Origin of the sequence: Bacteroides sp., from assembly GCF_030151085.1 — a bacterium.
GTDB lineage: Bacteria > Bacteroidota > Bacteroidia > Bacteroidales > Bacteroidaceae > Bacteroides.
Window position 1 is genome coordinate 23514 of the sequence record NZ_JASLER010000058.1, and the last position, 24244, is coordinate 47757.

General features: G+C 40.4%; 13 protein-coding genes and 1 pseudogene. 4 read left to right on the forward strand and 10 right to left on the reverse strand.

Annotated elements, in window-relative coordinates:
- Nucleotides 1-268: 268 nt before the first annotated feature.
- The 5 genes from Q1W14_RS12165 to Q1W14_RS12185 all read right to left on the reverse strand — a co-directional run bounded on the left by Q1W14_RS12165 (nucleotide 269) and on the right by Q1W14_RS12185 (nucleotide 11989).
- A complete protein-coding gene (locus Q1W14_RS12165) occupies nucleotides 269-2002 on the reverse strand; it encodes a RagB/SusD family nutrient uptake outer membrane protein (RefSeq protein WP_300701792.1) in 1734 nt (577 codons plus the stop codon).
- A 25-nt stretch (nucleotides 2003-2027) separates the two neighbouring features.
- On the reverse strand, nucleotides 2028-4877 hold the full coding sequence (locus Q1W14_RS12170; RefSeq protein ID WP_300701793.1) for a TonB-dependent receptor: 2850 nt from the start codon (nucleotides 4875-4877) through the stop codon (nucleotides 2028-2030).
- 30 nt (nucleotides 4878-4907) lie between these two features.
- Nucleotides 4908-6752 (reverse strand): RagB/SusD family nutrient uptake outer membrane protein, encoded by a 1845-nt coding sequence (locus Q1W14_RS12175; protein WP_300701794.1) that lies wholly within the window; start codon nucleotides 6750-6752, stop codon nucleotides 4908-4910.
- 11 nt (nucleotides 6753-6763) lie between these two features.
- A complete protein-coding gene (locus Q1W14_RS12180) occupies nucleotides 6764-9901 on the reverse strand; it encodes a TonB-dependent receptor (protein ID WP_300701795.1) in 3138 nt (1045 codons plus the stop codon).
- Between the two features lie 294 nt (nucleotides 9902-10195).
- Nucleotides 10196-11989 (reverse strand): hypothetical protein, encoded by a 1794-nt coding sequence (locus tag Q1W14_RS12185; protein WP_300701796.1) that lies wholly within the window; start codon nucleotides 11987-11989, stop codon nucleotides 10196-10198.
- A gap of 238 nt (nucleotides 11990-12227) precedes the next feature.
- Between Q1W14_RS12185 and Q1W14_RS12190 the strand changes: the two genes are divergently transcribed.
- Complete coding sequence (locus tag Q1W14_RS12190; RefSeq protein ID WP_300701797.1) at nucleotides 12228-16181, forward strand: ATP-binding protein; 3954 nt, start codon at nucleotides 12228-12230, stop codon at nucleotides 16179-16181.
- A 66-nt stretch (nucleotides 16182-16247) separates the two neighbouring features.
- Here Q1W14_RS12190 and Q1W14_RS12195 read toward each other — a convergent pair whose 3' ends face one another.
- Nucleotides 16248-17666 (reverse strand): cellulase family glycosylhydrolase, encoded by a 1419-nt coding sequence (locus Q1W14_RS12195; RefSeq protein ID WP_300701798.1) that lies wholly within the window; start codon nucleotides 17664-17666, stop codon nucleotides 16248-16250.
- Nucleotides 17667-17690: 24 nt separating this feature from the next.
- On the reverse strand, nucleotides 17691-19208 hold the full coding sequence (locus tag Q1W14_RS12200) for a glycoside hydrolase family 43 protein (RefSeq protein ID WP_300701799.1): 1518 nt from the start codon (nucleotides 19206-19208) through the stop codon (nucleotides 17691-17693).
- Between the two features lie 226 nt (nucleotides 19209-19434).
- Between Q1W14_RS12200 and Q1W14_RS12205 the strand changes: the two genes are divergently transcribed.
- On the forward strand, nucleotides 19435-20394 hold the full coding sequence (locus Q1W14_RS12205; protein ID WP_300701800.1) for a FimB/Mfa2 family fimbrial subunit: 960 nt from the start codon (nucleotides 19435-19437) through the stop codon (nucleotides 20392-20394).
- A 603-nt stretch (nucleotides 20395-20997) separates the two neighbouring features.
- Here Q1W14_RS12205 and Q1W14_RS12210 read toward each other — a convergent pair.
- From Q1W14_RS12210 to Q1W14_RS12220, 3 genes and pseudogenes are all read right to left on the reverse strand, one after another.
- Nucleotides 20998-21180, reverse strand: a pseudogene (locus Q1W14_RS12210) (GNAT family N-acetyltransferase); the annotation flags it as partial.
- Between the two features lie 17 nt (nucleotides 21181-21197).
- The gene (locus Q1W14_RS12215; RefSeq protein WP_300701802.1) at nucleotides 21198-21974 is read right to left on the reverse strand and encodes a class I SAM-dependent methyltransferase; all 777 of its coding nucleotides are present in this window, start codon (nucleotides 21972-21974) and stop codon (nucleotides 21198-21200) included.
- A 30-nt stretch (nucleotides 21975-22004) separates the two neighbouring features.
- A complete protein-coding gene (locus Q1W14_RS12220; RefSeq protein ID WP_300701803.1) occupies nucleotides 22005-22940 on the reverse strand; it encodes a GNAT family protein in 936 nt (311 codons plus the stop codon).
- Between the two features lie 101 nt (nucleotides 22941-23041).
- On the opposite strand from Q1W14_RS12220, the gene Q1W14_RS12225 reads away from it, so the two are divergent.
- A complete protein-coding gene (locus Q1W14_RS12225) occupies nucleotides 23042-23383 on the forward strand; it encodes a hypothetical protein (RefSeq protein WP_300701804.1) in 342 nt (113 codons plus the stop codon).
- A gap of 25 nt (nucleotides 23384-23408) precedes the next feature.
- On the forward strand, nucleotides 23409-24244 hold an 836-nt coding region (locus Q1W14_RS12230), incomplete at its 3' end, for a transposase (RefSeq protein WP_300701805.1).

Sequence of the window (24244 nt, forward strand, 5' to 3'; positions counted from 1 at the left end):
AATATTACTGGGCAATAGTACCCATTTTAGTTCATCATTGAGTCGCTTTGAATACCTGCTGGCAAGGATATTTCTTCGACACCGGGGAGCAAAGGGTTCGACACCGGGGAAGAGTGCCTCCGACACCGGGGAGCGACATCCTTCCCGGTGCCGGAGAAAACAGCACTGACTTATCTTAAAACTCGTATTATATGTGCACAAGAATTTATATTGACAACTTATTCGATCCTTTACAAACTCTTGTGCTTTCTGTTCATCACTCCAACAATTACTCCCAACCTGAATTTTGCGCCATAGTGGTACGCAGAATCTCAGCATAAGGAATAGGGTACAAATTCATCTTCTTACTGAAAGAGCGGTTTTCAATCTCAAATTCCTTCCAGGAAGTTACTTGTTTTGAATCCCCTTCAATACGAATGCCGGATACAGGTTTATTGAGTACCTGTTCACCAATATCCCAACGACGTACATCGTAGAAACGGTGTTCTTCAAAACATAGCTCTATCATACGTTCATGGCGAATGCCTTCGCGTAATGCAGTCTGGTCTGCTGTATGAGTAGCTTCATAATTGGGCATACCTACACGGTTGCGTACTGCATTCAGTGCATCGAGCGCACTCATCGTATAACCGGATGGTTTTTCTGTCGGTCCATAAGCCTCATTCATAGCTTCGGCATAATTCAACAGTATTTCGGCATAACGAAAGATAATCCAAAACTTAGTAGGAGAATCCTGATTATCTTTAATATTGGCATTTGTATCCACAAACTTACGCAAGTAATATCCGGTTTTTGTAGAGCTGGGATCTTTTTCCAGTCCTGACTCCTGGCGTACACCGGTAGCCAAGAAGTAGTCATTCTTCTTCTTGTGTACCTGACAACCATTGTAGGCTATGAAGTAGTAGAAACGGGGATCGAGTCCCTGATACATTTCTTTAGCACCCGATGCACCACCAGTGGCTGCCCAATTTACGGCATGACCATCTGCTGTTTCAAACTCCTTCACAAAATTATGGGTAGGATTGGTATTTCCTTGTCCGCCTTGTGCCTGGATGTAACTTAAGCCAAAAGGAAATTCACGACGTTCCACATTATTGTCAACATTAGCCGAGGTAGCAAACAGCACTTCTTTATTGTACTTCTCTTTCCAGATGCCCAACATATCTTCAAACTTCGGGTCGGAGCTTTGCATTAATCCATATTCCGGCATATCCAGTACAGACTTTGCAGCGGCAGCAGCCGATTTCCAACGTTCCACATCACCGGAAGGATTATTCAATTTGCTAGCTACATAAAGTAATGCACGGGATTTTAACGCATAAGCTGAAGCTTTATTGGCACGGCCCAGGAACCGATCGTTAGCTGCCGTATTATATGCATTGGGCAATAAGCCTGCTGCACGGTCACAGAGTTCAACTATGTGCTTGATGCAATCATCATAAGAAGCACGAGAAATAGAAGTCATATCATCCGTAATATCAAGACGATGCTCCGGCAATAAAGGTACTCCACCAAAACGTTTCACCAATTCAAAATAGAACAAACCTTGAAGGAAATAGGCTTCTCCTTTATATTGTATACGATAGCGATCATTAGCTCCGGGATCTTCAGCAGCGATCTGTGAATTCACAAAGACGGCATCATCCACATTCTCCAAAAAGACATTCGTCTTGCGGATTCCCGTATAGAAATGCGTCCATCTACCACTTTCAGGAAAATCCTTTGCAGTCATTGAACCGTCAGTCAGTTTCATGATCCCCGAGCTATTGTTCACATTCTTTGCCTCATCCACACCACAAGCCAGCATAGCATCGCTTACACTATAGAAACCTCCCGGAATATAGTTGTAGATATTATTGATGAAGCCGTGCGAACGGTTATAGTTCGTGAATATATCCTTCTCAGTCAAGGTGCCGTCAGCTTCCGGATCAAGGAAATCGTTGCACGAAGTGGTGGTCAGTAAAGCCACCAGTAATATCCATGTATATCTTATCTTTTTCATATAATTCATCTTTTAGCTATTGATATTAGAAAGTTACATTCACACCAAAGCTGTAAGTACGGTTATTGGGGTATTTCCAGAAAGCGGTCCAGAATGGGATTTCGGGATCGAAATCTTTTACGCCATCCAATGTAAGCAGATTATATCCGCTCAGATATACCTTAGCTTGGTCTATACCTACAGACTTCAACCAGCTCTTTGGCAAATTATAAGCAATCATAGCATTCTTCAGACGTACAAAGTCACCACTCATAATCCAGAAGTCAGAGTCCTGACCGTTGTTATTCTGTGAACCTACACTATTGGCTCCGGTGGACAGACGTGGGTATTTGGCCGTAGCAGCAGTTTCAGGAGTCCAGCAATCAAAAGCATATTTAGTAGCATTGCCAGTACCCTTATTGAAAGGAATATAAAGATCGGACGGCATACGTACATCCTTATTGAACATACCCTGGAAAAGCAAGCTCACTTCAAAATTCTTCCACGAAAATCCCAAAGTTACATTCGATACCATTTCAGGAATATCTGATTTGCCAATGTAGGTTTTATCATTACCATCCACTATACCATCATTATTCAAGTCCTTATATTTCAAGTCACCTTCATGCAAAGTTCCGAAAGTATGTTCCGGGAAGTCAGGATTGGTCAAATCTTCTTTGGTTACAAACCCATCACAAATCAAACCGAACTGTTGGTTCAACGGATGACCTTTTGCATAACGATACCAATCCTTTTCTTCTTCGTACATTTCCTTCACTTTATTAGTAGTGTACATAAAGTTTGCACCGATTACATAACTAAAGTCCTTACCTATTTTGTCTGTAAAAGTTGCACCCACTTCAACGCCTTTGCTATCTACACGTCCCAAGTTCTCATAAGGAAGATTCACACCGAAGATGCCGGGAATATCACGTCCTCGTTGCAGGAAGATGTCTTCACGCTTTTCAGTAAAGTAATCAGCAGTCAAATAAAGACGATTATTGAAGAATGAGCCATCTATACCGATATTCATCTTATAGGCAGTTTCTCCATGCAGATTAGGATTAGCAGATGATTTCTCTGATTGTCCATTCTGTCCGGTTACTGTTGGTCCGAAGGCATAACCCGTATCATCACCCCATACATCACGATAAAGGAAACGGTCACCTACGCGATCCAATCCCGTCTTACCGTATGAAGCTCTAATCTTCAGATAGTTTACAACCGAATTATCCTTTAGGAAATTCTCTTCACTCAACGCCCATCCTACTGCTACCGCCGGATAAAAGCGAAAACGGCTACCACGTGCATATATTTCCGTACCGCTATGACCAGCAGTAAGATCAATATAATACTTATGCATATAGTTGTATGAAAGGTTGGCACCGGAAAGTACATTCTTATAGTCGGGCACATTACCGGGTAAAGTTTGAGAATCTATCATGAAATGAGCAAAAGCACTTACGTTATGCTTATCGGCAAATGTACGGTCATAGCTGGCTGTCAACTGAAATAGATAGGTACGGGCATCTTTATCCACACCATTACTTTCCAGAATTGTCTTGTCCTCACCATAAGAGTTATAGTTACCATTTTCCTGCAGTTCATAGACACGATAACCGGGAACGGTACGGTCCGAGTGATAGATATTGGTAAAGTCAAATCCTCCGCGCATACCGAATTTCAATCCTTTGACCCACTGGTTCATATCAAAGTTAACACTGGCTGTAGCGTTGAACAAACGGCGTTGTTCATCTTTATAGCCTGTACGTGTTATCATACCATAAATGTTGTTTGTATATTTGGCAGTTCCGCCCATTGACCCATTTTCATTAAAAATAGGATAAGCATTAGCCGGAGTAGCAGCCATCTGTCCAAGGATATTCCCTGCATCTTGCCCGGGCTGATGGCGATATTCCAATCGTCCTGCCATGTCCAAGCTGGCAGTAATCACACTATTAATGCGCATATCTATATTGGAACGGACATTGAAACGACGATACCGGCTATTGGTATTATATTTATTAGCCTCATCTTTGTATTTATAAAGACCATCTTGTTGCAAATATCCTACCAATACAAAATACTGAGCAAAATCATTACCACCCCGCATGGATAAATCATAGTTCTGCTGCCAGGAGAAGTCACGCAATCCCAAATCATAGTAGTCATTATTGGGATATAGATACGGATTGGCATCTTCCTCACCAGCCACAACTTTACGATAGCCTTCCACTTTATCGGGACCATAGAAAGGATTGGCATTTCCATCCATCATATATGCCTGGTCGTAAAGACGGGCGTAATCATAAGAATTTAAGTAACTAGGCAGACGAGTGGGTTGCACCATAGCGCCTTGCATGTGGAGTTGCAGTTCCTGCTTGCCCATATTCTTACCACGCTTAGTAGTAATCAAAAGTACGCCATTGGCTGCACGGCCACCATAAATTACTGTAGCTGCGGCATCTTTCAGCACCGTGACACTCTCTATCTCATTCAAATTCAACTGAGAGAAATCCCGTTCTACATTGTCAACCAAAATCAAAGGCAGCTTATTGCCCGATGAAGTATGCAGACCACGAATGTACATATCTACATATTCACGCCCCGGAGCATCCGGCTGAGCCATTGGAATAACACCACTCAGATGACCTGCAATGGCATTATCGGCAGAGATAACGGGGACAAGAGAAAATTGACTCCCCTTGACTGTAGAAATGGCTCCATTCACATCCCGTATATTCTTTTTCTGAAAGGCTACATTTACCACCTCGTCCAGCGCGGCTATTGTATCGCCGGGAGTATAAGCTGAATTCAAGTTTTGTGCATATCCTCCTCCAGACACCAGGCACAGTAAAAGCCCTGCTATATATTTTCTTCTATATTTGATATTCATAGCTATTAATTTTAACCTGTTATACCTTCGTTATTCTGAAACTTCCCACCCCGGGTTTTGAACAAGGTTGTCGCTCTTCTCTACTTCAGAGACTGGGATTGGATAGAGGTGCATGTAATCTCTGAATACATGTTTCTCCAGTACACGACGATTGATTTTCACGGTATTACCATCTTTGTCAGCTTCAACCACGGCGCAATAAACATTTGTATTGAAAAGTTCTACACCTTGCTTCCAACGTAATACGTCCCAGAAGCGGTGCTCTTCAAGGAAGAACTCTATAGCGTTTTCATTCATGATACGCTCACGCATGCCTACTTTATCGCCTGCAGCCACTTTTACATCACGGTTGACTTTATAACCACGGTTACGAATAATATTCAATGCTTCGCGTGCCGTCATATTCAGACCATCAGCAGCGCTGTTCACATCCGGTCCGAAAGCTTCATTCATTGCTTCGGCATAAATCATATAGATTTCTGTGAAACGGAAGAATATCCATGGCATGAAAACTGTCTCCTGGCTTCCGGCATAGAACTGAGGAGGCCACATCTTACGATTCAGGTAACCAGTATTAAAGTCACCGCCTGTAGTATTGATATTTTCACCGTAAGCTTTGTCACCATCAAGGTAGTTGCCCCACAACTGCATGGGTTTAGGTGTCTGGCTCAAATTGAACCAACGCAACATACCGTTATAAACCACTGTTTTGTAAAAGCGTGGGTCACGGTTTTCGTACATACGTGCATCTGAGTAACCGGATTCAGGATTAATTTTAGGATTCAAGCCGTCATAATCCTTGCCCAGTTTGATAGGTACAGAACCATCTTCCATCTCGAACATATCGACTAAGTTCTGAGTAGGTGCAGTAGTAGTGGCACGAGCTTCTTTTGTCCCGATACCCGGCGCACCATTCCAATAATAAGGAGGTGTCCATCCATAACGAGTACCATCTTCAAACTTCTTGGAGTCTTCCAGACGTTGGAAAATAACTTCTTTATTGGTGTTACCAAAGTACATATTTTCCCATTCATCCATACTATTCAGTTCATAAGTATTCAAATCCATAACTGCTTTGGCAGCTTTGGCAGCAGCAACCCATTTCGTTTTGTCCGTCGACCAATTATCATTATTCAGCGGACTGGCAGCATAAAGTAGCGTACGGGCTTTATAAGCCAGCGCAGCGCCTTTTGTGATACGTCCCCAATCGGCATCTGTACGCTTCAAAGGCAATAGTGCGGCTGCATCATCAAAATCCTTGCAGAGCTTCTCTACACATGTCTCATAGGAATCGCGTGGAATATCCAGATTATCGTTGATAGACAATACATGGTCTATATAAGGAATACCTCCGTAGCGTTTCAGCATTTCAAAATAGAAGAAACCTCTTAAGAAAATAGTCTCACCCAAGTAGTTGTTTCTTTCATCATCAGTAAGATTCTCTACTGTCGAAATATTCTCAATAATCAGATTGCAACGACGAATAGCACGATACCCCTCAGTATAGGGCAATTCCACTTCTTGCTTTGTTCCCGAACTAAGTCCCCAGTCGCCCTTCGTCCATTTATTGGTAGAAGCAAGGTCGCGAGTAGCTTTGCCCAAGTCAGTCATAGCATCGAACGAACCGCTCTGAAAACGTCCCAAGCCGCCATACATCCAACTTGCCCATTGCGACTCATTCTGATTTTCTCCAAAATTACATCCATTCAGGTAGGAGTATAAATGAGATTGGAAGTTCTTGAACTTTTGTGGATCTCTAAACACTTCTTCCTCCGGCATTTGTGAACTCGGAGCGATGTCCAGGTAATCAGAACAGGAAGTTCCGATGAAAAGTAATGCACCTGCCAGCAGGATACTATAATATATATTCTTCATAGCTTGCCATTTTAAAAGATTACATTCACACCTAAATTATAAGAAGTCAGCTGCGGATAGTTATATCCTTGCTCGCGGTTGCTTCCGTAACCGGGCCCTTCGGGGTCAACTACTTTAACGCCACTTATCGTCAACAGGTTATTGGCACTGAGGAAGAGTCGCAAGTTAGAAATATGCAGTTTGGATATCCATGACTTCGGTACTGTATAGCCGAATTCTACATTTCTCAATTTCAGATAGCTACCATCCAGTACGGATGCAGAACTCTGCTGCCAACTGGGACTAGCGCCGCTTGCCGTCAGTCGAGGATATTTGGCAGTGGCACGCGTATCTATCTGTTCACCACTCAACGGGTCGGTATAGTAAGCCCAACGGTCGAAATGATGTTCTTGTACACGACCACCTGCCATAAATTCACGCATTAGTGAACCAGCTAAGGTAATGCTAACACGTTCTACTCCTTGCCACAACATACTGAAGTCAAATCCTTTGTAAGAGAAGCCATAAGAAAATCCATAAGTTATTTCGGGTGTTTGTGTATGTCCTACCGCTACTTGGTCGTATTGATTGATGCGGCCGTCTTTATTAATATCTACATATCTGTAATCACCGGGCTTTGGTGTACCGAAATCATAAATCAAATTGGCATCTGTAATTTCCTGTTCCGTTTGGAAGAAACCATCTACCAGCAAACCGGTAAACTGATCGATAGATCTACCTGCTATCTTTTGCCATGACAATACTTTGGAAGGTTCGTCATAATTCAATATCTTGTTCTTTGCTAATGCAAAATTACCCTTTACCCAATAGTCAAAGTTTTTATTCAGCTGGTTCCTATGCCCTACTTCTATTTCAAAGCCTTTATTCTCTGTTTCACCCACATTGCCAGCCGGAGGATTAATACCCAACAATGCAGATATTTTACGGCGGTTCATTAAGATACCGTTACGCTTTTCGTAGAAGATATCGGCATTCAATGATATCAAACCTTTCATCATAGAGAAGTCAATACCGATGTTAGTCTTCTTCGCTTTCTCCCAAGTTACGTCCAAATTAGGCAAGCTACCCTCACTTACACTAGGCCAAACCATATTGGAATTAACGCCAAGATTAGGATAGCTCTGCTTCCAGTAATCGGGACCTTTTACGTAATCGGAGTTATACAAGAAGCGTTGTCCACCAATCTTGTCATTACCTACCTCACCGTAGGATACACGCAGTTTCAACATTTCAATCCAGGGAGCCTTTTCTTTGACAAATCTTTCTTCTGATATCATCCAACCCAAAGAGAAGGAAGGGAAGAAACCGAAGCGTTTACCCTTTGCAAAATTCTCGGAGCCATTATAACCCATATTGAATTCAGCAAAATAACGACTGTCATAGTTGTAAGTAACACGTCCTACCAGACCCTGATATCGGTACGGAATACCGTAACCGGGATCATAATCACTTTGATTGTACAAAAGCAATGCAGATGCATTATGTTTCTCTGCAAAAGTATGCTGATAGAATAATGAAGCGTCAAAGTAAAGCTTATGATTGCTGCTAGTCGAACTATATTGATTATCATAAGTCAGGGGTTCATCGGTGTTCTTCACTACATAGTCTTCCGGTTTATCACCTGTTGCACCAGGTTTAAGTCGCTTCATACTGCAACTTTCAGTCCATTGCTTTTTCAAGCCGTAGTTACTATCATAGGATACTTGTACTTTGGCAGACAAACCTTTCAGAACTTTGTCGAGTTTATAGTTCAAAGCCAACAAACTTTCCAGATATTTATCCTGATATTTCATATGACCAGTACGGTTCAAATTCACCCATGGGTTACCTCCGCGATTGCCATAAGCCGGCATGCCGTCTGCATAAAACAAAGGAGTTTCGTAAGGCAAATAAGAAGTAATCAAGCTGAATGCATTATTCATTTGTCCCTGCAAATCATCAGGAGGAGCACCGGGACCTTTACGAGTCTGGATACGTGCAGCTAAATTCACGGAAAGGGTCAAATCGGAAGTAACGCTTACATCCACATTCGAACGGAAGTTCAAACGTGAGGAACCAAAGTTAGTGTCCTTACGGTCGCCTGCTGTTTTAAATATACCACCTTGCTCCAGATAGCCTACAGAAGTAAAGTATTTCACATTCTGAGTACCGCCCTGCACATTGACGTTATACTGCTGATTAAAAGTCAAGTCGTTCAGCATTTCATCATACCAGTCGATATCGGGATGGGTATAGGGAGAATCGTGATTCAGAAAGTGATCCAAGTCACTTTGGTCAAACTCGGGAGCGGCACCGTCATTAATCAATGCTTCGTTCTTCAGTTTTGCCGTTTCATAAGAATTGATAAACTTCGGCAAGCGGGTAGGGCTAGAACCTGTAATCGTAGCTGAAAAGCTGACTTGCGGCTTGCTTATATCACCACGTTTCGTAGTAACCAAGATTACACCATTCGCACCGCGCACACCATATACAGCTGTTGCCGAGGCATCTTTCAAAATAGAGATAGTTTCTATTTCATTAGGGTCAATATCCGTAAAGCTGGCACGTTCCACGCCATCCACTATATAAAGAGGATTAGAGTCCACCCAGGTTCCTTTACCACGAATCATTATTTTCGTTTCGTCCAAACCCGGAATAGCTGATGTCTGTACAGTTACCAAACCCGGCAGACGACCGGTCAAGGCATTGCTCAACGTCGGTGAAGAAGCTTTCACGAGATCCTTGGAGCTAACAGTAGAAATAGCACCTACCACACTGGCTTTCTTCTGCACACCATAACCTACAACGACTACTTCGTCCAGTAGTTCGGTATCTTCGCTCATGATGATATTCAAAGGTTTGCTCAGCGAAGTTACGGTAACTTCTTTATTCGCAAAACCTACATAAGATATAACCAAAACACCACCAACAGGGGCTTTCAGTTCAAAATGTCCATCAAAATTGGTAATGGTACCGGTTGAAGAGTCTTTCAGTCGCACGGCGGCGCCAATCAGCGGTTCTCCATTGCCATCTTTAATCACACCTTTCACCATACCCTCCTTTTGCTGTATGGTTTCCATATCGGTGATTCCTGCCGAGGCTGTCTGATAATAGGTAAGTCCCGGTATTCCAAATAAGAAAGATAATAGCAATAAGTACTTCTTATTCATACATCTCTTGTTTTCAGATTAATAATTAATTGGTTAACTAATTCTTGTGAAGGAGATTGTTTCTCATATCCTCCTGCTTTCCATAGAATAGAAAGCGACTTTTCTTTTAAGGTAACTTTTAGTGCATTTTACATAGGCTATTGACTTTATTAACGGTTTTCATATCGAAAGCAAATTAATGCATTTGCCTATAAATTGAGGTTCATTAATAACTAAAAGAAGGTGGGTAAAATGCCAGATATCAATAAGCAAACCTATTATAAACAACAACAAACTTTATGAAATCGCCTCCTCTTAGAATTTTGATGAAGCAATCAATGCCTTGGCCTTTTCTACTGAAGATGATGCACCATATTGTTTATTACCTGATACCCTAATACCACTCTGACCGAAACCATTAGGTTCATAAAGCGAAGCGCACGTAGCAGGATATCTCGCTTCCAACTCTCGGAATTCCTTCCAAAGTTCATCATAGCGTGAAACACTATATTGGAGGTTCTCCAGTTCGGTAGCGAAATCGATAGAAAGTTCATCTTTCAATTCATATTCCTTAAGATAAACGTAAATATGGAAAAGCTCAGAATAGATTTCATGGAGAATTCGTCCATAAGTGGCTCCAACTCTTACATATTCCTCATCGGCAGGATACTTCATACGGACTTTTCCAGAAAGTTTTTCGATCTCTTTCCACATAGCAATACCCTCTTTCTTTTCACCAAGTACTTTATCTTTGCTCAATCCATGGGTGCATCTGACGGTACGCTCCATCATCTCATTCAGTGAACCGGCATCGGATATAAACTGATCACGAGTCCACCAAACATTGAATCCGGTATCAGGCAATTTCGTATAATGTCCACGCAATACTCCCTTCTCGGCGAGCTTTAATATTCGTTCGAAATATTTCACCGAATTCTTCTCTACTCCAAGCATACTTAAGGTTTTATCTAACACTTCATGCTCCGAAAGCGAACGGTTCATTGCCCAAAGTGCAGCTGCATGTGTATTGATATCACAGAATAATTCATTCTTTATATAAGGTCCGCGCCATCCGCCGCCTCTGGACCAAGTCCAAATGCCAACAAAACGAGGATCGCGGTTCAAATCTTCCATACCTTTTGGAGAAGATGCCGGATTTTCTTCGTATCCACGCAACATTCCACCAAACATATAAACAGGAAAAGCTCCCTTTCCAACATATTCGGGTTGTCCTTGAAATTCCACAATATAAGGGTGCTTGCCGTAGCCTAACGTTTGATTGAACGGAGTCATTCTATGAAAGTCGCCATTGGTATATTTGATAGAGAATATTAGGTTAGAATGAGGTTCAACCGCATCGGTTATCTTCAGGTAACGTTCCCTGTTTGTATGCAGCCAGCCAAAATCCCAAGTACGATAAAAGACTTTCTTATTCATCTTAACACAAACTTCTTCGCGAAGGATATTCAATAATTTGATATGTCCCTGTATACCTAAAGTATCTGTAACGATGCCATCCGGTCCTTTTATACTTTCCTTATTGGGGTTATTGCCCGAATGGTAGGGGGTATTCTGTAGATAAGTTTCTCCAAAGCGCACTACAATACCTTCCAATTCAGGAAAGGTTTGGAATATCTCACGAAGTTGTACACGGATTAACTCTTGTGTCAGCGGTTTATGGATATCTGGTTTTCCATTGTCACCTATAATCTCTAATCGGTATTTATCCATTAATAATGTAGGAATGACAAATACATCCGTAAAAGGATAAACAGGTATTCCCGCTTTTATGGCATCTTTCATTCTGCGATGAACGAATTCCTGCTTTTCTACAATCCATTCCCGTTCTTTTGAGTCCTTAGGGATGATATTCTCTTCAAAAGAATCGTAAGTAATACCACATTGTATATACCATTGAGGTACCATCCCTGTAAACCCACACTCCTGAAGATAGGCAGGGTCGGTATATTTACTGATAGTAGCCTCTTCTCCGGGATTGTCGTGTACCATATCTAAGATGTATGGCAATGGTTTGGTCAGGTCGACCTGATTTTGTGCGTATGTGTTCAAACAAAAGAGAACGAGAATCAAAGCAGGGATCTTCTTCATAACATATATTTTAAATGCAATAATCATGGTAGCAAAAATAGGGGAAGCTACCCTAAGAGAAGTTTTATGTCCAACAAAAAAGGTTTGCTATCTACTAAAAAGGTTTGCGGATTATTAAAAGAAGCGGGAATAACTGTTTTTCTTTCCTCCGAATCTAAAAAAAGGCACTTTTTATTGGGCTAAATAATCTGATTATTATACTTTTGAAACACCAAACACACTATTCAATCTAAGAACTATGAGAATACAACTATTTACTATTTCTCTATTTTTATCTTTTCTGTTCTCCATGAACCTGTCCGCCACATCATTGAGGCATCTGGACATGAAAAATGGACTTAGCAGTTATCGTGTTTTTCAGTTAGAAAAGGACACCATGGGTTTCGTATGGATTGTGACTCCCAGAGGTATTGACCGCTTTGACGGCAGCCAAATACGTAACTACAAGCTTATTATGGATAACAAAGTGGAGAGTTGCATGCCTTCTAACAAAATGGTACGCGACCCACACGGCAATGTCTGGATAGGACTTACACACGGAGCTATATTCCGGTACGACAAAATGCTGGATGAGTTTATCCTGGACATAGATATATCTAAAGAAATCCAATCAGAAGGTTTTCAGCTACACTCCATTTTCTGGGACTCTTCTAACCGTTTATGGATATGTACGAACCGCGGTTTGTACATACGAGATAACCAAAATCAGCTTCATTACATTTCTGCATACGAAGAGGGTCTACCCAGTACCGTATGCGAGGTAAATCCCGAAATATTCTACATCGGATGCAGACAAGGAATATTCTTGGTTAAGTGTAACAAGAAACTTGAATTTTCTATCTTAGAAAGTAATTCTTCTACCCGGCAATGTGGTAGGGTGGAGAGTTTGCTTCTACTACAAGACAAACTCTATGTCGGTACTTTTTCAAAAGGGTTATTCATTTATAATAAAGCAACTAAGAGCTTTTCTTCGTTAAGCCCTATGATTCCTAATAAGCCTATTCATTCCATTAAGTCTTCAAAAGATTCCAATATATTAGTAGGTATAGATGGTGCCGGTATCTACAGCATAGATTATCAAACCGACCAAATAAACAAAACCTATACTGCCGATATAAACAATGAGCATGCTGATTTAAGCAGCAATGGCGTTTACACCATTCTGGTGGATGAATTCAACCGTATTTGGGCAGGTACTTTTACGAATGGAATTGATATCATAGACCACAATTCGCTTACAACCACCCTTTGGTTGAAACACGAATTCAGGAATAATAATTCATTAGCCAATAATTGTATCAATACTGTTTTTGAAGATTCACAAGGAAGATGGTGGTTCGGACATAACAACGGTATAAGTGTTTACGAACCTGCCACTCAACAATGGAAACATTATCTGGACAATGAAAAAGATAGAATAGTCATTATCAGCCTGGCAGAAGATAACCGGAAAAGAATATGGGCAGGCAGTTATGGCAAAGGGGCCTTTTGTATCGATACTAAAAGTAATAAGATAGTCCTCCACCAAAAAAGAGCGGAGGATAGTGACAGAGGACTCTACACAAATTACATCTATTGCGCCTACGCCAATGGTGACGATATGTGGCTAGGTGGAATAGAAGGCGGACTCACCCAGTATAACATCACCACTGATACTTATAAATACCACAATATAGAAACTGTTTCAGCCATGGATGCAGTCAATGACAGCATTTTGATTTGTGGCACCTCCTACGGATTCTGCATGCTGAATAAACATACAGGTGCATTTAAGCGACATGCCACCCTCGATGGAGTGCTGAATGGAAACGCAGTCCGTTCTTTCTATGTAGAAAATAAGAACTCTATATGGATGGGCACTGAAGGGGAAGGTCTCATTTGCTACCACCCCAATACCGAAAAGGCGGAATCATTCACTACCCAGCAAGGTCTACCCACAAATCATCTGGTGAAAATAGAAAATGATGAAGAAGGAAGATTATGGTGTGCTACGGAAACAGAAATATTCTACCTTGATCTACAGACCAAGAAGATAGTGACCATGAACGATTATCTTAGCATTGATCAAGTAGGTTATACAGGTGGTGGAGCAAAATCCCGGGACGGATATATAATCTTTGGTACTGTGGATGGCGCTGTCTGCTTTAAACCTTTTGAACGCCCCGATATACAAGCCTATTCAAAAACCATATTCACTGACTTCAGATTATTCTATAATACGGCAAAGGCAATGGCAAATGGTTCCGTTTTGGAAAAAAGCATCAATGAAACGGACAAGATCGTTTTAGATTACGACCAGAATGCATTTGCTTTTGCTTTCTCCTCTATCAACTTTAAATACCCCAATCAGGTAGAGTATGTATACAAACTGGAAGGCTTTGATAAAGAGTGGAATATAACTGAAGGAAACATAGTTAACTATAATAACATGAATCCCGGACATTATATTTTCAAACTTAAATCACAAGACAAAGATACACACGCCTTTATTGACAAGCGCAATATCGAGATTATTATAAGCCCTCCCTTCTGGAAATCAGTATGGGCTATTGCTGTGTACTCTCTGTTATCCATCTTATTGATTTATTTCATTATCCAATATGGACGCAATAGAATAGCCAAGCACAACTCCATTGAAAAGATTCAGTTCTTCATAAATGTAGCACACGACATCCGTACTCCAATCACCCTTGTAAAAGGACCGCTTAGCGATTTGGAGGCCAATGAACAATTCACTGAACAAGGACGCCAATCATTGGAACTAGCCAATAAGAATATAGATCGTCTGTATCAGATGATTACTAAGCTATTGGATTTCCAGAAAGCCGATTTATCTGCCTTGCGCCTTGTTGTGTCTAAGCATGAGTTGAATGAATATATCACAGAAAGAGTCTCGCAATTCCGAATAGAAGCCTGTCACAAAGATATACAGTTGAAACTGGATACTGATATTGAAAAGCCATTCTATGTATGGTTCGACCGGGAAAAAATGGATAGGATATTGAATAACCTGCTATCAAATGCAATGAAATATACTCCTGAAAAAGGAACAATTTTAGTTACTGTAGGACAAAAGGATAAGAAATGGTTCATAACCGTAAAGGATAGTGGCATCGGCATTCCTCAATCCGAGCAGAAATATCTTTTCAAACGTTTCTTCCGTGCCAAGAATGCAATCAATTCCAAAGAGACAGGAAGTGGAATAGGGTTGTTGTTAGTACAAAAATTAGTAGCATTACACCAGGGAACCATATCCTTCGATAGTAAAGAAGGAATTGGAACAGAATTCAAAATTACCCTCAACAAAGGAGACCAATATTTCCACCGGAGCCAGGTTGTGGAGAATTATCTTACGCAAAGCACTCCGAAAGAACAGGTAATAAAAGAAATGCCCAATATACCGACAGCTACTGAAACTGAAGAAGAATTATCCCCGGACGAAGAGAAAGATCGTATTCTAATCATCGAAGATAATAACGAAATGAGAACATTCCTTAAAAACAGCCTCAACAAAGAATACCAGATTATAGAAGCCTCGGATGGCGACGAAGTAGAAGCCAACTTACAGAAGTGGGCTCCCGACTTAATCGTTTCTGATGTAATGATGCAACGTATGAATGGAGATAAACTGGCGCATAAATTAAAATCATCCATAGAAACCAGTCATATACCTATTATATTACTAACTGCTTTGTCCGATAAAGAAAGTATCGTAAAAGGACTGGATAATGGAGCCGATGATTACATCACCAAACCTTTTGATATTTCTGTGCTCAAAGCACGCATCCGCAATTTATTACGGAACCGGAAGAAACTCCAGATAGCCGTTACATCATGCACTCCCGATAATACTGAAATAGTTTATGATAATTTATTGGATAAAGAGTTCATGAGTAGGATTGATAAACTGATAGAAGAGCATCTTGATAACTCGGAATATTCGGTAAACGGGTTGTGTCAGGATATAGGAATGAGCCGTTCATCACTCTATAATAAAATTAAAGCATTGACCGGGCAAGGGCCCAATGATTATTCACGCTTCGTGCGCCTTAAACATGCGGCAGATTTATTGGCTAACAAACGATATAGCATATCGGAAGTAGCTACACTGACAGGATTTGGTGATTCCAAGTATTTCAGTACTGCATTCAAGAAACAGTTCGGACAGAGTCCTAGTAAATATGGGAAATAAAATAATAAAAATAGGGTTACACTTTTCATTATAGTGTAACCCTGTTTTCAAGCTATTAGAGAGCTATTATTTTACGCTTTGAAGAATAGCCTCCAGTATTTCGGGTTCATTCCACTGCAATGTCTTACGGTCAAGTAAGCCCATCCATTGAAAACAGACAATGCCATAACGACCGGCTTCTTTTACTATACACGCAGCATGCTTGGCACGTTCGGGCATATTATTCTTGTCCACCGAACCAAACTCACCGATAATTACCGGAATGCCTTTCGAACAGAAACGGTCATTCAAACGAGACATGACATCGGCAATTCCTTGTGCATCCCGGCTTGTAAATTCAGTTATCGGACTGTCCTTATCAAGAGAAAAGAAGTAAGGATCGTACACGTGTACTTGTGCCATAAGACGGTCTTTCACTATATCGGTAGGTACGGTGAAGTTATTTAGAGTCAATGCTGTATGGGCGGCACTATATGTATTAATGCTTAGATTGCGGTAGCGATTGTTGCCACCAGTCTTACGCACAACATCCACAAAATCTTGCAACAGTGCATTTTGCGCTTTGTATCCGTCGGGGTTAGTCTCAGTCCAATGGTCTTGCTTGTCGAGCATCTCGTTGTATGACTCAAATACCAGTCGCTGGTCATAAGCTTGGAAGCGGGTTGCGATCTGTTCCCAAAGTTTCTTGTAGCGAGCACTGATGGCAGGATAAGTGTTCAAGTCTGCGGCAAGCCATCCGCCAGCCCCGGTGTCATGGTGTACATTGAGAACGCAATACATACCGGTGTTCAGTACATAGTTCACCACTTCTTCTACTCGTTGCATCCATTCTTCGTTTATTATATTATCCTTGTCCAGATGTTGATACCAGGTAACAGGTACACGAATAGCATTAAAACCTGCATCTTTAAACTTTTGTATCATTTCGGGAGTGGTAACAGGATTTCCCCAACCTACTTCGAAGTCTGCTGGTTTGCCGGGAGAGTATTCGATAATCCAATCTCCATGTGTATCCAGTGAATTACCAAGATTCCAACCTATTTTCATCTTATGCACAGCCGAAGAAGCAGTCTCCCACTTCGATTCATCTACCGGGATATATCCGGTCTGACTTATATCGAGCTTTGCATCCGCCGTTCCGGCTACAAGACGGATGTGGGCAGTACGCAATCTGTCTGTGATATTCTTCTCAATACTTATCGTCACCTCTTTGGGAGTGTTCCCGGCAGTTGATTTTCCCGAAAGATTGGATACACGACACCATTCACTGTCACTTTCCAATTTCCAGTCTGTATTTGCTGAAATAAACACTTTCAAAGCGGAAGCTTTATTATCAACTTCCATTTGAGAGGCGCTTTGGCCTTCTAAAGTGATGGAGCAAGTCGGTTCAATCGGACTTCCCGTCGACTCCTCCGACTTACACGAAAACAAGCTGATTAAAATCCATATACAATAGATTTTAGGAATTAAAATGCGATTTCTCATACTATCATAAATTAAAGCAACTAACTATTTTATAAACTTCCATTCATCGAACTCAAAATTTCCTTTCCCGAAGACAAAGCAAAGATTGTGTAATCCGTTTACATTTTTCTGAACTTTTGCCGAAGCAATCTTCCAATCTTTATTGTCGAAATCAATTGAAGCGATAACCGTGCCTTCGGGATTATCTAAGCGAACTTCTATTTTTCCCTTACCTTTAACACGAGCATCAAATCCAGTTGGAGCAGTAGCAAACTCAGCCTTACGTACCATAATACATTGTCCCTCTTTCGAACCCAAAGCAACCATATTACCGGGAATATCCGTGGCTTGGAATTCTATTCCCAAAGTAGCAGCAACTGTCTCTGCTTGCTGAGTTATAAACGGATTCAATGGTTGAACCTGAGAAACTCCTTTAGTTGTTCCTTCTCCCATATAGTATTTCAAACTTTCCTCATCAACCCGAACCTTATCAACACAGATACTACGAAATCCACCCTTTATATCTCTGCTATCTTGCAAACATAATGCATGATAAAACAAATAATATTCTCCTTTGAACTTGCAAAGATGAGTATGATTATTACTGTAAGACATTCCGTAATCACCCGGATTCTTGAAATAATTATCGCGGAACACCCAGCTGTTCTTATCCAACGGCGTTTTGCTTGTCATATAGCACATACTGCATGCAGTCGGTTTGGGAATATCGGTATAAGGCCATTCCGTACGATCTTTCCAATTAGTATTATAAGTATAAATCCAAGTGCCATTGATAAAGTCCAGTTCATTCGCTTCAAAATGATAAGGAGCATTCAACTCCACAATCTCGCTATCCAAACCAGTCATATCTTTACTCAAACGAACAATACGTGCATTACCCGGCATATAATCCGTACCCGACTTGTTCTTATCCCCTCCTCCGAAAGAGAGCCATCCAATACCTTGATCATCTATCACCACACCCGGATCAAAAGGAGCGGCACAGTCCCCTAACCCCTGAGTAGAACGGTCTACAACATTCTTTCCCAGCGGATCGGTCCATGGTCCTACGGGAGAAGTAGCAGTTAATACCCCTACCCCATTTCCACTATTAGAATAGTACAGATAGAAATGTGTTTTACCATCTTCTTCCTTACGTGAAGTGATAGAAGGTGCCCAAGAAGCTTGTGTCCACTGTGAAATGGAACCAACTTCAATAGTTCCATGATAAGTCCAGTTTACCATATCGTCTGATGAAAACATAACTAATGAACGAATATGCTCATAGGTGTTTTTTCCATCTTCACCCACTCGCTCAAACTGTTGATTGTCATTAGTGCCATAGACATAAACTCTTCCTTCATATACCACCGCTGTAGGATCTGCTGTATATTTGAAATCTGATAACGGATTTGCATCGCCGGATGTTAGCTTTGGCGATGCTGCAAATGTTTCTTTCTGCACTTTGCCATTGTCTTTGTCTAAATCCGATGTTTCTGAACCGGCACAACCTACAACAGGAATAGTTAGAGCCAGCGTTACTAATAATACCTTGTTAAACATACTCTGCTATTATTTATAATTCAGTTGCAATAATAGCCTACATTAGTGAGACAATGGTTTGTTTTCTACTTTTAATAGTTCGCTTTCTGATAAACTTTCCGCTTATCCATGCATCGTGCAATAAATATGTTTCAGCAATATAGAATGATACATCGACACACATAAAGATGAACTTTTTAATTTTCAACGTGTTATCAGGAATCAATAACCTAAAACTTTACAAACAATGAAGAAATTAGTAATATATTCAATCTTTGCTATGTTCTTAGCAGGTTGTTCAGATGATGATTCGACTACATGTCCGGAAGATAATACATTAATTACTCCTAAAATTTACATGGATGTGGTTACTGCCAGTGGACAAAGCCCTTTAACGGGTATTCTGACTATATCACCCTGTAATGCGGGAACTTCTATCTATTTTGGTAATTATGTCAATAATCAACTGACTCCATTTTATGCCTATTATCAGGTAAAAGATGGTACATTCTACGATGAAGCTTCCAATCGAGAGTTATCATTACCAACCGGAACCTACAACATGGTTTATTGGGGTACGCCCAAATACGAGAATCCAATTTATGCTTTTCCTGCAATGAAAGAGCCATCATATATTCTCGGAGTAGACTTGTCTAAACAAGCTTTTGGACTATTCAAAATAGCTGCTGATACTACTTATTATCCTGTATTTGATTTAGTACATGCTATTCAGCCTGCAGTAATTGGTACAGAAGATTTAAAAGCATCGCTGCAGCGTGTGGTTGCCGGTCTAAAAGTAACCGTTAAGAATAAAGATAATGGTATTCTCAGTTCCAGTATCGATAGTATGATAGTACGCATCACTAACATATCCGAACAGTTGAATGCTTATACAGGACGTCCTCAAGGCAATCCTCGTACTGTATCTTTCCCATTGGTACGATCAGTAGATGGTACGCAAATGAGCAATGCCACCGTTATGCTCTTTCCATCCATAGGAAAACCGGAATTTCAGTTAACTATTATGCTTAAAAACGGAACTATAAAAACGTTTAAACAAACATTAGACAGCCCTTTAACCGCCAACACCAAATTGACCCTCACTTTAACCTTAGGTGATATTTTCTCTGAGGACTCATCCGGCAATTTCACTATTGACAATTGGAATGAGTCGAGCCAAACGATTGATATACCTATATTGAGTTGATTATAATACCCCATTATAGATATGAATTCATCATTTTTACCTACACTCCTCCATCCATTCCGCATAACTTGCTATTCATAGGTATTACAGAGGTAGTGTAAGCAAATTTAAAAGGTGTAGGCAAATTTTGCCTACACCACATTTTTGTGTTATCTTTCCTTCAAAGTAACATTAAAATAATAATATACAGCACATTGGCATCGTTCTACCCCTTCATTCATGCTTTCTTTCCACGTGTTTGTTACGCAAAAGCTTTGTGCTCCTTCAGTGAAAGCATTATACTATGTACAACAGAGATCTTTGTTTATTAAAGGCTAACAATAGTCAACAAATAAGCTAGCAATTGCCAATAGAAAGGCTGACTGTTGTCAACAGATAAGCCAACATTTGTTATTATATAATTAAGATGTACTTCCCTGATAATGGTTGACTTGTTTCTTACTTATTCCTGCTTAGGGTTGACTTTAAAGATTACTAACCCTACTAGCGGTTGACCACACTGTTTGTTATTCCTGCCTCAGGTTGACTCGTTTTTCTCTTTTCTCTGATACAGGTTGACTAAACTCTTTAAAAGAAGACAAAAGAGAGGGATGTACTTCCCTGATAATAGTGAGTCTTTATCATTTCCTCTATATTGGAAAGATCATCTCCGCATGATGCCCAATCTTCAACTTCATCCTGTGAATAATTACTCCTGTTTACTACAAGCACGGTGTTCTTATACAAATCTCTTAGTTCAGCACTATCAGATTGTTGCGATATTCTGATTTTAAAGTCCATTTTCATCTTTGGTTTTGTTTCTTTTAGTATAATACCTTATTATCATTAAGGGCTAAAACGTATATCTGTTTTTCCGAGTTATCGTTAAATGCTTCTTCTTCAAAACCACCAAACTTGTGAATAACATTAAAACCAGCCCGTTCCAAATATGAATCCAATTCTTGAGGAAAAAACATCCTCATGTCCAAATTCTGGATTGAATGAAACTCACCATTGATAAAATAGTGCCATTCTATACGATTGATTTGGGTTGCACTCTCATAACGCATTGTTTGTTTTATCAACACATCCCGTCCATCGTTCGTCGTATATTCGGCGATTACTGCCTGAGCTTTTTCGCTCTCGACAATATATTGAATGTTGGGATTAAAACAATCTAATAGAAACAAACCTCCTGTCTTGAGATGGTTTCTAACGCATCTTAACGCCTTGAATAGATCTTCATTTCTGTATAAATGGTGGATTGAATTAAATGGAATAAAGATTAGGTCGAATTTTGCATGCAAGTCAAGCATCCTAATATCTGCTTCAACGAAATCAATCACTAATCCAGCATCGGCAGCTTTCACTTTTGCTTTTTCGAGCATTGAAGGGGTGTAATCTACTCCGCAAATACTGTATCCATCTTTGGCGATGGGGATTGTAAGTCTGCCTGTACCACAACACAGTTCAAGTATTTTAGCCTTCTTATTTTTCGGTAGCCATTTTTTGTAGAATTGCAAATCAGATAGAAAGGTGTTTAATCCATCATATATATTTGCGTCATAAATCAACTCACCAACCTTGTAGCCTATATTCATTTATATTTTCCAATATTTATTGTTTCATGTTTATATACCAAACTTATTTCTATTCTCTTTCGTGTCCGGATGGATATACCATAGATTAACCTTATTTTCCTTTATTTCTGCAACCCAAATAGCATGAACATTATTTAGAACCAGATCTGAACAAATGGAATATCCCTGCATAATAACCATAGAACCATTTACTGTTACGCTCTCGAAAATATTTCGATATCCCGGATAAAGTCTAAAAAACGGCTCCCATGCCTTAACTATATTATCAGATTTCCCTACAATTCGATTATTTGCCATATCGATAAAAATATGATTTTCGGTCATTAAACCGGATAATCCGTTAATGTCAGCCCTACTGATACATTCATTAAATTGCAAGGCAATAATCTTGGGGTCTATTATAATCTCTTCTTTACTATATTCATCATCATTACCCCACTCTGTTTTAAGCTTCGCATAAATTATATCATCTACCCAATCCCCACGCAAATAATAGCTTTCTTTAAAGTGGGCTTCCTTTCTGAACCCCAATCGTTCTATTAACTGGATAGAAGCTGTATTTCTCGGATCAATAGAGGCTACAATCCGATGTTTACCGAGCGTTCCAAAAAGATAATCAACCATTGCTTTCAATGCTTCTGTAGCATAACCTTTTTTCTGATAATCTTTATGTAGCGTACATCCAAGTTCAGCCTGCATATTGTTGTGATTGGTAAAGCTGATTCCCATATCGCCAATTAACCTGTTTTCACCTACAAGAATAATGGTAAACTGAAAACATATATTGGCAATATCCATTGTCTCCGGCATATTGCTAATATAATCATGGACTTCTTCAACTGAATCAGGAAACCATCCCTGATACTTATTTTCCGCAAAGTCAGAACGGTAAGAAAAAATGCCTTCTGCATCTTTCTGTTCAGCGAGCCGTATGATTAACCTTTCGGTTTTAATGAGATGTTTCATCTTGTTGTTTATAAATTCATGAGTTGAGCAAAGGGGATCAATGTAAAAACCTGAGGGGATAAAATTATAATTTTTTATCTTTGCCTGCAAATTAATTGATTATGGAGTTAAATGGTTATCGCCTTCTTCTTCCTGAAGGTACTTTGGATTACTTTGATCTTGTTGATGTGCAGGAAAGCATGAGTGAAGTTGTCATTTACCTTGAAGAAAAGAACCTCGTCCCGGAGAAGTATGTCGGTGAGGAAACAGAGAGCAAAGGCTTCTATGATCCTGTTGTTGTTCAGGATTTCCCCCTTCGTGGTAAGAAGGTTTTCCTGAACATTCGCCGTCGTCGCTGGATCTTGAAGAAGAGTAATGAGTATATTTGTCGCAACTGGCGTATGATAGCTGAGGGCACTCGTTTGACGCAAGATTTTGCGTCTTTTTTAAAAGAATTATATTGATAATTATCCTATTAACTGCAAGCTATTGGGTGTTTTATATGGAGTTGACGGCGAATTATTAGAGCGTCAATACCGCAACCATTTGAGTGGCTACCTTCACTGGGAGCAGCTTGCTCACGCAGAAGACTGGCTCCTGTTCGAAAAGAATATCGGTGCTTATATCTGCATTGATGAGGTGGCTCTCTCCCGTGGAGAACTCTATACTATACTGATCAATAAAGAAGCTCACGGTGGTAAAGGTAGTATTATCGCTATCATTAAAGGTACGGATGTTTGTACCGTCACCTCTGTCTTGCTTAAATTATCCCGCCGTCGCCGTTACCAGATACGTGAGATAACTTTGGATATGGCTCCTAATATGGAGCAGATTGCCCGAATCTGCTTTCCTGCGGCCAAACGTGTTACTGATCGCTTTCACGTACAGAAATTAGCTTATGAAGCGGTTCAGGAAATGCGCGTGAAAGCTCGCTGGCAGGCTTTAGACGAAGAGTCCACACAGATTGCTCATGCAAAGGCCTGCGGAAAGATGTATCATGCACCCGTTTTCGCCAATGGAGATACAAGGAAACAGTTGCTGGCAAGAAGTATTTATCTGCTTTACAAGAAAGAATCGCTATGGACTCAGTCTCAAAGACTACGGGCAGAGATTCTCTTCAAAGAATATCCCGATATAAAGAAAGGATATTATCTGGCTATGCGGTTAGGCTTAATCTATCATCTGTGTAAGTTTAAAGATATTGCTTTGACAAGACTTGCAAGATGGTATGATGAAGTGGACAAATCGGGATTCCTTACCTTTGGAAGGGTGGCACGCTCTATACAAACACACTATCTGAATATTAGCAACTTCTTTGAAAGAAG